Source organism: Pseudoalteromonas sp. 1181_04 (assembly GCF_052850545.1).
Genome location: NZ_VXCS01000003.1, coordinates 229,733 through 241,087 on the forward strand (window position 1 = coordinate 229,733; position 11,355 = coordinate 241,087).

An 11,355-nucleotide genomic window follows, 5' to 3' on the forward strand; every position below is an offset into this window, starting at 1 on the left:
TTGAATAAATGACTTATTAAATAAGCCACTGTTTTTAACGCTCTGATAACTGCTTGGCGCTTTTAAAGATGAACTCACGCTGAGCCATCTTACACCTAGTAATAAGCAATTACTGATCCAACATTTTAAAAAACGATCTTTTTTGATCTTTTATTTGCTACAGCGCATCTCACACAACAGGTCAGGTCATACCAGACATGATAAGGCATAAAAAAACGCACAGGGATAACCGTACGTTTTTTATATCCAGGGATTTTAAGCTACATTTTTACACGGGATCTCCGCGTTCCGACTTTGCTTCAAAATAAATTCCATCGCGACTTCGTCACAATTGTCTCTGCGTAAACACAGTTCACAATCTTTCATCACCTTTTCCGGTAAGCTGTCTTTGGTACAGAATGTGAAACCTTGTTTTTCAAAGAAATCAGGTACTCGCGTCAAAACAATGATGCGATTGAGTGCCAATTTTTTGGCTTTAACTAATAAATGTTCAACTAACTGACGACCTTGCCCAGTAATACCTGTTTCAGGATCTATCCCTAGTGAACGAATTTCAGCAAGACCAGTATCATAAATATACAGTGATGCGCAGCCCGCGACTTCTCCAGCAACTTCGGTAACCGCAAACTCATTGATTGAATGTACCATGTCGCTTTTAGCACGCGGTAAATTTTCACCTACCGTAGCCCAGTGCTGGATCAATTTAGCAATTGACTCTACATCGTCAAGATTAGCGTCACGAACTGTTATTTGCTGTTTTTTTTTGGCATCTTTAACTGCAACTGTAACTTGCTCTAAAGATGTACCACCAAGTGCTTGGCGCGCTTTTATACATGCGTCTATCTCTAGTACAGCATATACGTCCTGTGCAAAAATACTATGCACCGATTGGAATTGTTCTAAACTTAAATCTTCTAAGTTATTCCCTTGTGCGATAGCCATTTGTACCAACACACCAACAATATGATGACCTTCCCTAAAAGGGATCCCTTTGGCGACTAAATAGTCAGCAAGCTCTGTCGCATTTGAATGCCCGCCTTTAGCAGCGGCTAAAGTACGATCGCCATTTACTTTTATACCTTTGATACACGCTTGCGCCATATGAATACAAGCTAGCCACGTTGGCATGGCATCAAATAAGCCTTCTTTATCTTCTTGCATATCTTTATTATAAGCAAGTGGCAGTGCTTTTAACGTCATCATCATGGCACTAAAGGCACCAAATACACGCCCTGTTTTGCCGCGAATAAGCTCTAGCGCATCGGGGTTCTTCTTTTGTGGCATCAATGATGAGCCTGAAGTAACATTATCTGCTAACTCAATGAAACCCGCTTCACCCGAATTATAAAAGATCAAATCTTCTGACATACGCGATAAATGGATCATAGAGATTGATGCACAGCTTAATAGCTCAACCACAAAGTCACGATCTGATACGGCATCTAAACTATTTTTAGTCGCAGCGGTAAAACCTAACCCCACGGCAAGTGCTTGCCGATCAATTGGGTACGCAGTACCGGCAAGTGCCCCACTGCCCAAAGGGCAAAAATTCATTCGCGCTTTAGCATCTGCTAAACGGCTTTCATCACGTTCGATCATTTCCACGTAAGCCATACACCAATGACTAAACAACAATGGCTGAGCACGTTGTAAATGGGTATAACCAGGTAAGATAGTGCCCAGCTCACGTTCAGCTAAAGCGATAAACTCACCTTTTAACTGACCAAGCGCCGTAAGTATGTGAGCGGCGGTATCACGACACCATAAGCGAAAGTCAGTAGCGACCTGATCGTTACGACTACGTCCGGTATGTAATTTTTTAGCTAAGTCACCCACTTTTTCGATCAATGCAGCTTCAACATGTGAGTGAATATCTTCAGCTCCTGACGTTGCCACTGCTTGTGGATCAGCTTTTACTTCGTCGAGTAATTCATATAATGCAGCGACTAACTTTTTGTGTTCGTCACTACTTAATACATCAACCTGCTTAAGGGCACCTGCCCACGCTACAGAGCCAACTATATCTTGCTCTGCGAGTTGATAATCGAAGGGAAGTGAGTCGTTAAATTGTTTAAACGCCTCATCTGGACCCGTAGAAAAACGTCCGCCCCATAATGCCATGAAATCTCTCCAAACCCTGAAACTGCCCCGCCTTATTGTTACGGGGCTGTAGTAAAATTACTTCTTCGCTAGTGCTGAAATTCTGCTTGAAAGCGAGAATAAACGAATAAAGCCTTCAGCATGCGATTGGTCGTAAACATCATCTGCACCAAACGTTGCAAAATCTTCGCTGTATAAGCTATTAGGTGATTTTTTCTGAACCGCTGTTACCTGGCCTTTATAAAGCTTAAGAATAACTTCGCCAGTAGCAACTGTTGATAACGCTTCTGCGCCCGCTAAGATTGAATCTTTAAGTGGTGTAAACCAACGACCGTCATAGACTAAATGTGAAAACTCGCCGCCCAGTACTTCTTTCCATTTGCGGCTTGCTTTATCAAGTACTAACTCATCAATCGCTTGTAATGCCGCCATGATTACTGTGCCACCAGGGGTTTCATAACAACCACGGGATTTCATGCCCACTAAACGGTTTTCAACGATATCAACCCGACCAACACCATGTGGGGATGCAATATCATTAAGTTTAACTAGACAATCATACGGTTTAAGCTGCTCGCCATTGACAGCAACAACTTCACCTTCAACCACGTTTAAGGTAACAAATTCAGGCTCATTGGGTGCTTGCTCTGGTGAGCTAGTCCAAGTCCACACTTGCTCACTTGGTTGACACCACGGATCTTCAAGCTCGCCACCTTCGTGAGAAATATGCCACGCGTTTGCATCACGGCTGTAGATTTTAGTTGCCGATGCAGAACATGGAATATTACGCTCTGCCAAGTAGTCAAGTAATGACTCACGGCTTGATAAGTCCCACTCACGCCATGGCGCAATAACTTGAAGATCAGGCGCAAGGGCCGCAAAACAAGATTCAAAGCGCACTTGGTCATTACCTTTACCTGTACAACCATGAGAAAGTGCATCAGCGCCTACTTTACGAGCAATCTCAACTTGCGCTTTAGCAATAATAGGACGTGCCATTGACGTACCTAATAAATAAGTACCTTCGTAAATTGAACCGGTTTTTAACGTTGGGTAAATATAATCACTTACCATTTCGTCTTTTAAGTCAACTACATAACATTCAGAAGCACCAGATGCGATCGCTTTTGCTTCAACGCCTTCAAGTTCTTCAGCACCTTGACCTACATCGGCCACAAACGCGATAACTTCACAACCGTAGTTTTCTTTTAACCATGGCACGATGGCTGACGTATCTAAACCACCAGAATAGGCTAATACAACTTTTTTAATAGAACTCATTGGTGATACCTTACACAAAATTTGGATTTAATAATGAAACAAGCAATGCGTTTTGCGCATGCATACGGTTTTCTGCTTGTTGTATAATTTTTGACGCCGGACCATCCATTACCTCAGAAGTAATTTCAAATTCACGGTGTGCTGGCTGGCAATGCAGTACAGTGTCAGCCCCAGTCTGTTTAAGCAACGCCGCATTTAATTGATACGGCATGTACTTTTCTTTTACTTGTTCAAGTGGCGTATCATCGCCCATTGATACCCATGTATCGGCATACACTGCGTTAGCGCCTACAGCCGCTTCAACACGATCACTCACCATCACTGATGCACCATTCATTGCGGCAATTTGCTCAGCCTGCTTTAAAATTTGCGAGTCTGGTGAACTGCCTTTAGGGCATACGGCAACAAAATCGGTGCCTAAAGTAGCCGCAAGTAACATCAGTGAATGCGTTACGTTGTTGCCTTCACCTAAATAAGCTAATTTTAGCTGGCTTACATCGCCATATACTTCTTGCAGTGTTAGAAAGTCAGCAAGTGCTTGGCATGGATGATATAAATCGCACAAACTGTTGACCACAGGTACGCTTGAAAATTCAGCAAGTGTGGTTAATGTTTTATGCTGATATACCCGCGCCACAATACCGTCAGCCCAACTGGCAATGTTCAATGCAAAGTCTTTTACTGATTCACGTGCGCCCATGGCGCCATTTTGTGAATCAAGATACACCGCATGTCCACCTAACTTATTAATACCTATATCAAATGATAAACGCGTACGTAAGCTTGGTTTTTCAAATAAAGTAACCACCGATTTGCCAGCCAGTGCTTGACTAAAATCAGCTGGGTTAGCTTTAATTTTTTGCGCTAAGTTAAGTAATTTAAGTGCGCCTTGTTGGTCTAACTCTAGACCCGATAAAAAATGATTAAACATATAAAACCTATGGTGTAATTTTTGTTCCGACGTGCTCACCCGCGAGTAGAGCAATTAAGTTTTCTGGCTTTTGCCAGCTCGAAATGTAAACGCCACGTCGTAAGTGCTGGGCAGCAAGAAGGCTGGTCTTTACTTTGACCTCCATCCCACCCAAAATTACTCCTTCTGCAATTAAAGTATTGATCTGGTTTGTGTCAAGTTGATGTAACGGCTGTTTATTTGCATCAAGTACAGCTTCTACATCAGTCATAAAAATAATTTCCGCATTAAGCTCTTTAGCTATTGCCGCCGCCGCTTCATCAGCGTTTACGTTATACCAAAGGCCATCTTCACCAAAACCGATAGAGCTGACCAGAGGTAAACGACCAAGTTTTAATAACTCCGGTATCACACTTTGCACACCGCCGTCACAATTACCAACTTGACCAAGCGCTTTGAGTTTTTGTGACGAAATAATGCCCGCTTCGTATAAACTAAGCCCGACGGGTTTATGACCTGCGATAATTGCTTGGCTCATTAATTGTTTATTAGCACACCCCGCAAGCGCGCCAACAATATAAGGCATTTGCTCTTTTGGACTGATGCGTAAACCTTGATGTTTCGCACTAGCAAAACCAGCCTCAGTCAACCAATTATCAACTAGTGAACCGCCACCATGAACGATGACAAATTGTGCTTGAGTTTGCGATGCAAGCGCCTCAAATAACGCTTTAGCCGCGTCTTCTGTATTGAGTACTGCACCACCGAGTTTAATGACCCATGTTTGCATTACTAACTACCCTTTTAAACCTGTACTATGGGCAATACCCATGGCTAAATTAATGCACTGCAATGCTTGCCCTGCAGCACCTTTTAATAAGTTATCAATAGCTGCCATCACAATTAGCTGCGTACCTTGCTGCTGCCATGCAATATCAACGTAAGGCTGCTTTGCAACTCCTTTAATTGATGGCATTTTATTACCAAGCAATCTGATCAGTGGCTCATCAGCAAGCACTTGATAAGCTTGTGTAACTTGCTCTGGTGTAACTCCAGGTTTCAATTGCACATAAATAGTTTCTAAAATACCGCGTGGAAAATTACCTAAATGCGGCGTAAATAGCACCTTGTGACCTAAATGCTGCTCAATCTCAGGACTGTGTCTATGATTAAACAATCCATAAGGTGCTAACGACACTTCACAAAAATGCGTGGCTACACTAGCTTTACGCCCCGCACCGGTTACACCCGATACAGCATTAATAATAATGGTTTGCTCGGCTAATAAGCCGGCTTGTTGCAATGGTTTTAACGCATTCAGCGCTGCTGTTGGATAGCAACCAGCCACAGCGACTAACTGCGCCTTGGCGATTGCTTCACTATTCCATTCAGCCAATCCGTAAGCCGCTTCACTTAGTAATTCCGTATGTTGATGCGCAAAACCATAATAGGTTTGATAATCTTCATTACTGCTTAAACGGTAGCCACCCGATAAATCAAATACTTTTTTGCCCATGCTTAAAAAACGTGGCGCTAAGTCAACACTCACTTTATGATCAGTACACAAACATACAAAATCGGCCGACTTTTCAATATCGTTATAAGCGCTATCACTAAGAGGCAATAAAGGAGAATCAAGCAAACCTAAATGCTCAGGATACAAGTCACTTAATAATTTACCCTTATCTAAGCTTTGCTCAGATACATAGCAACCAGCTAAGGTTAATTGCGGGTGTTTTACTACCAAACTTGCTAATTCTGCGCCGCTATAGCCACTTGCGCCAATAATCACTACTTTCATTCGTTACTCTTTTTGGTTTTTTGTTACTACATATATATTCAAATCGGGTTTAACAGTGCATAAAACACTATTTTATGAATGAAATCTGGTTATCGTCGTTTTATATTCATTGCGTCGCTTTAATATATTTATGCTTAAAAAGTGAATTGATATTCATCATAAATACTTTTATATTGTTATGCAATTAGATTGAATACTTATTTTGGATTTTTTTATGTCATTACCGTCTTTTTTATCTATGTATCAGCAATTGATTGCTGCACCTTCAATTAGTGCCATGGATGAGTCATTGTCTATGAGCAATAAAGGGGTGATCGATTTATTAGCTACTTGGTGTACAAGTCTTGGATTTGAATGTGAAATTACTGAGTTGTCGGGCCCTAAAGGTCGTTTTAACTTACTCGCAAAACGTGGCCAGGGAGATGGTGGTTTAATGCTTGCCGGTCATACCGATACAGTCCCATTTGATGATAGTCGTTGGAACTATAATCCGTTTAAATTAAGTGAAGATAACAATAAATTATATGGTCTAGGCAGTATTGATATGAAAGGTTTTTTCGCTTTTGTATTACAGGCAATCAGTGAACTAGATAAGAATATTCAAACACAGCCAATTTTGATTCTAGCTACTGCCGACGAAGAAACCACCATGGCCGGTGCACAGCAAGTTTGTCAGCATAAAAACTTAAAGCCAGCTCGGTGTATTATTGGTGAACCTACTGATATGACGCCTGTTTTCACACATAAAGGACATATGAGCAGCGCGATTCGCGTAGTCGGTCGTTCCGGACATAGCTCTGATCCTGAACGTGGTTTAAATGCCATTGAAGTGATGCATAAAGTTATTGCAAAACTGTTAACTTTAAAAGAGCAATTAAAGAATAAATATGCAGTTGAGCATTTTGTTATTCCTTACCCTACTTTAAATCTAGGACACATTCATGGTGGCGATAATGCAAATCGCATATGTGGCTGCTGTGAAATGCATATTGATATGCGCCCTTTACCGGGTCTAAGTGTGCAAGAACTGCAAATGATGCTGTTAAAAATAGCTACAGAGATCAATAACCAATATCCCGATTCAGTCAGTGTGATGGATATGCACGAGCCAATCCCCGCGTTTACCGGCAGTACTGATTCGGCATTAGTTAAACTGGCAGAAAAAATATCAGGAGAGCAAGCAGTTGCAGTGAACTACTGTACTGAAGCGCCATTTATTCAACAATTGGGCTGTGAAACGATTGTGATGGGACCGGGTTCAATTAATCAGGCTCACCAACCCGATGAATTTTTGGCGATGGAAAAAATTAAACCATCTCAACATATTATCACTGAAATGATCAGAACATCGTGTTTTAGCTAACAAAGAAAGTGCTGCTTGCGTTATCCCCACGCAATCTGGGAATAACGCAACTGTTACTGCTCAGTCCATGTATTTACTAAGGTATTTCTTAAATACAGGATCTGTTTTAGCCAGCTCTTTTTGCTCAGCAAGTATATCTTTTAAAATACTCTCTGATGTCAGCGGATTTGCAAGTACGACTCTGAATACCACTGTAGGTTGATGATCATACTGCGCGGGAGTTAAACGGGTACGGGATACAAAGGAACGACCGGCTTCACGTTGACGTTTTTGCATACTGGCAGTAAAACGATTTAACGAGGCAAAGATATCCAAACGCGTTTGTTCATCTGCTTGAGCTATTTTTTGTTTTATCTGTTTTGGCACATAACGGTATGTCAGTAAACATAACTCAGGTTCTGAGATCAGCTCAAAGTCATCATCTGCTTTCACTAAATCAGCAAAGTAGCGGGCTTTTTCAATCCCTTTATCTATTAAGATTTCGTAGCCTTTACGGCCAATAACGCGTAAGCAAGCATGCACTAACATCGCCATACCAGGACGACTACCTTCAAGCGTATGACTACCTAAATCTTTTGATCCTTTACGTAAGATGTATTCTGCATGATGTTCTATAGCATCCGTAGCTGTAGGATCTTTAAATAGCACTAACCCAGCGCCCATTGGCACATACATTTGTTTATGAGCATCGACGGTAATTGAATCTGCTCGCTCAATGCCTTTCAGTAACGAGCGATATGTATTAGAAAGCAGCGTAGCTCCTCCCCATGCTGCATCGACATGAAAATGGCAGTTGAGTTCAGCGCTTAAATCAGCCATAGCATCAAGAGGATCAATATTGCCAGTTTCAGTCGTGCCGGCTACCCCAACAATCGCCATCACTTTTATACCTTGCGCTGCTAGCTCATGGGCTTTGGCGCGCATTGCATCAACATCAACCTTATTGTTATCTGCAGTTTTAATGGCAATAAAGTTATCACGACCAATGCCAAGTAAATCAGCTGATTTTCCTAGCGAGTAATGGCCACGTTCAGAAATAAGTACTGCAAGGCCTTTATATCCATAATGCAACATGGCACTGATCAAACCTTGTGAACCAATCCCTTTAAATTCGCCGTCCGCTTTCAGTAAGCGATTACGAGCAATCCACAATGCGGTAATATTGGCGATTGTGCCACCCGAACAAAACGCACCTAGCGACGTTTTCGCACTGTGCATCCATTTGCTATAAAAACTGTCATCTTGCCCGTATGCCAAATGATGCATCATACCAAGCACTTGGCGCTCAAGTGGAGTAAATGCTTTGGAGGTTTCTATTTTTACTAAGTTTTGATTAAGACCAACCATCAACTTAGAAAGTGGCAATACAAAATGCGGTAATGCTGACGTCATGTGCCCAATAAAGCTTGGCGCAGCGGTATGCACTGAATGAGCGACAAGTTGCTCCATAATATCTTGCGCATAAGCAGATACAAAAGTCGGATCTTCTGGGATTGCTGCCGATTGAAAATCTTTTTCAATCTCATGCAATGGCTTTTCAATTGCCGCTATGTTCTCATTCAAAAAACCTGCTAAATTGCTTGAGATCTCAAGTTCGATTTTACTCAAAGTTGAGTCTGGTGCTTCAGGCACAGTAAATATACGCATCAGAGTTTCTTTAGAGGCGACGGCACAACGCTTTTGATCCATCTTTATACCCAGTAAATGTAGCTTTGTTTAGCTGAAGATCCATCTCTAGGAACTCCATTACTAATAACGCCAAAACTACAATGATTCCACGAAATGCGTTAACTCTACTGTAATAGAGTTGAAATGTCTCGTATAAAGCCACAAAAGTAGCCAATTGCATGACAAATTAATGATAATTTGATTAATATTTATCATTCAAATAACTAACTATATTTTTATAGGCGATACAGCCTTTTTTTGTATAATAGAAGGGCTAATAAATCAAGGAAGAGCATGATAAATACAAATTTACGGACAAATTGGATAATCGCGGGTTTCATGCTGTTTTTTATCAGTTTATTGAGCTACATCTATTACACCTACAACAGCACTCGTAACGATATTATGCACAGCGTTGATACTCGATTACTCAATGCGGCATTAAGCGTTAAGCATATGCTTGGTGATGAATACCATCAAAAAATCAATGCAGGCCAATATATATCATCAACCGAATACCAACAAAAAAGCCGGCAACTTTCAGAGTTTGCTAATGCGTTAAATATCGCTTATGTATATGCCATGGTTTTAAAAGACGGTAATGTACATTTTAGTGCATCGAGTTACACTCAGAACGATCAAAATACCGGTAAAATCACCCAATTACTCGATCTATACCCTGAAGCAACTGCCGCTAATATTGGCGCGTTTTATTCAACAGAGCCAGTGTTTGAAATTTCAAAAGATCAATGGGGGCATTTTAAAACAATTTTTGTCCCTTTTGTCGATGCCAATGGAGTCACCTATTTAACTGGGGCCGATATCACCATATACGATCTCAATCAGCGATTAGCGCAAAGTGTATCTAAAGCTGCGGGCATGGCTATGTTTTTCTTTTTTATTGCTCTGTTGGTTGCCGGTATTTATGTGTATTTATTGAAACGTGCGATTTCAACCGATACCAGTAGTGGCTTTGCCAATCATATTGCACTTGAATATTATATTAAAAACTCCCCTAATCATCATCTGCAACTTGCTGTTATTTGGGTAAATGAAGTTGAAGATATAAGCAGTTTTTATGGTACAGAAGTAGGCGACCGCGTTATGAAAAACTTGTTGCAACACTTCAAAAAGCACCGCCCTGCGGGTAGCCAGATGTTTCGTCTAACGACCAACAAAATAGTCCTCATCGCTCCTTTTGGTAAAGATAATGCAGGTTTTCTCGAGGTGATCCAAGCTTATAATTGCAGTACCCCATTACTTACCGACCCTTTTATATACATCACCTTGTGCGCAGGCATCGCCAGTGGCAATAAATCAATGTTACTTGAAAATGCTCATATTGCCGCATTACAAGCTAAACAAGGTCGCCGCACTGTGATTAATTACTCAAGCGCACTCCATGATGTAAAAAACCAATATCAGTACAATGTAGCAATGGCAAAAGAAGTGCGTGAAGCATTTGAGAACAATAGAATTGTGCCTTATTTTCAGGCAATTTATGATAATGAAACGAATGCCATTATTCAGTATGAATGTTTGGCTCGCATGATCACCTGTCACGGGGAAGTCCTAAAACCAGAATCATTCTTAGATGTCGTTAATCGCTCTCGCATGGATGGAATGCTCACCCGCACAATGCTCACACAATGCTTTGCACGATTTAGAAAAACCAGTACGTGCTGGAGCATCAATATCACAGCCCAAGATATGCTTGACCCAAGCCTTGCTGAATTTTTAGAAAACGAATTTAAACGCTATCCACTACCGAGTAATATCACCCTAGAACTATTGGAAACCGAAGCTATCGCAAATTTTTCTGAGGTAAAAGCATTTATAACCATGGTTAAAAATCGTGGTGTACGGGTAATAATTGATGATTTTGGTACAGGTTATTCGAATATATCTAATGTACTAAAATTAGAAGTAGATGGCATTAAGCTTGATGGTAGTTTGATCAAGCAAATTATCAACGATAAAGATATTTATTTATATATTGAGCATATTGCCAGCTTTGCTAAGCAACTCAACTTACAGCTAATTGCTGAGCATGTAGAGAGTAAGCCTATCGCCAACGCGCTTAAAAAAGCTAATGTGACACTAATGCAAGGCTATTACTTTGCCGAGCCTGTGCCACATATTACTGCAAATAAAAACCAACCGTATCCAATCTCTTAACCTAAACTCAGGTTAAGAGATTTACGAAAACATTAAGTTATAAAATACTTAATT

At 41.0% G+C, this 11,355-nt stretch carries 8 protein-coding genes; 2 read left to right on the forward strand and 6 right to left on the reverse strand.

Annotated elements, in window-relative coordinates:
- Nucleotides 1-255 precede the first annotated feature (255 nt).
- From argH to argC, 5 genes are read right to left on the reverse strand one after another with little or no spacing between them, the layout of a single operon-like run.
- Complete coding sequence (argH, locus tag FW757_RS03705; RefSeq protein WP_145235124.1) at nucleotides 256-2,121, reverse strand: argininosuccinate lyase; 1,866 nt, start codon at nucleotides 2,119-2,121, stop codon at nucleotides 256-258.
- 57 nt (nucleotides 2,122-2,178) lie between these two features.
- On the reverse strand, nucleotides 2,179-3,381 hold the full coding sequence (locus FW757_RS03710) for an argininosuccinate synthase (RefSeq protein ID WP_145235122.1): 1,203 nt from the start codon (nucleotides 3,379-3,381) through the stop codon (nucleotides 2,179-2,181).
- Between the two features lie 10 nt (nucleotides 3,382-3,391).
- Nucleotides 3,392-4,312 carry an ornithine carbamoyltransferase gene (locus FW757_RS03715; protein WP_145235120.1) on the reverse strand — a complete coding sequence of 307 codons (921 nt, stop codon included), beginning with the start codon at nucleotides 4,310-4,312 and terminating at the stop codon, nucleotides 3,392-3,394.
- A 7-nt stretch (nucleotides 4,313-4,319) separates the two neighbouring features.
- The gene (argB, locus tag FW757_RS03720) at nucleotides 4,320-5,081 is read right to left on the reverse strand and encodes an acetylglutamate kinase (RefSeq protein WP_145235118.1); all 762 of its coding nucleotides are present in this window, start codon (nucleotides 5,079-5,081) and stop codon (nucleotides 4,320-4,322) included.
- 6 nt (nucleotides 5,082-5,087) lie between these two features.
- Nucleotides 5,088-6,092, reverse strand: a complete 1,005-nt coding sequence (gene argC / locus FW757_RS03725; RefSeq protein ID WP_145235116.1) for an N-acetyl-gamma-glutamyl-phosphate reductase — start codon at nucleotides 6,090-6,092, stop codon at nucleotides 5,088-5,090.
- A 214-nt stretch (nucleotides 6,093-6,306) separates the two neighbouring features.
- Here argC and argE point away from each other — a divergent pair, with 214 nt between their 5' ends.
- The gene (argE, locus tag FW757_RS03730) at nucleotides 6,307-7,455 is read left to right on the forward strand and encodes an acetylornithine deacetylase (RefSeq protein WP_182718378.1); all 1,149 of its coding nucleotides are present in this window, start codon (nucleotides 6,307-6,309) and stop codon (nucleotides 7,453-7,455) included.
- A 60-nt stretch (nucleotides 7,456-7,515) separates the two neighbouring features.
- Here argE and panP read toward each other — a convergent pair whose 3' ends face one another.
- A complete protein-coding gene (gene panP, locus FW757_RS03735; RefSeq protein WP_149981384.1) occupies nucleotides 7,516-9,144 on the reverse strand; it encodes a pyridoxal-dependent aspartate 1-decarboxylase PanP in 1,629 nt (542 codons plus the stop codon).
- Nucleotides 9,145-9,417: 273 nt separating this feature from the next.
- Between panP and FW757_RS03740 the strand changes: the two genes are divergently transcribed.
- Nucleotides 9,418-11,301, forward strand: a complete 1,884-nt coding sequence (locus FW757_RS03740; RefSeq protein ID WP_446440875.1) for an EAL domain-containing protein — start codon at nucleotides 9,418-9,420, stop codon at nucleotides 11,299-11,301.
- The last annotated feature ends 54 nt before the right edge of the window (nucleotides 11,302-11,355 follow it).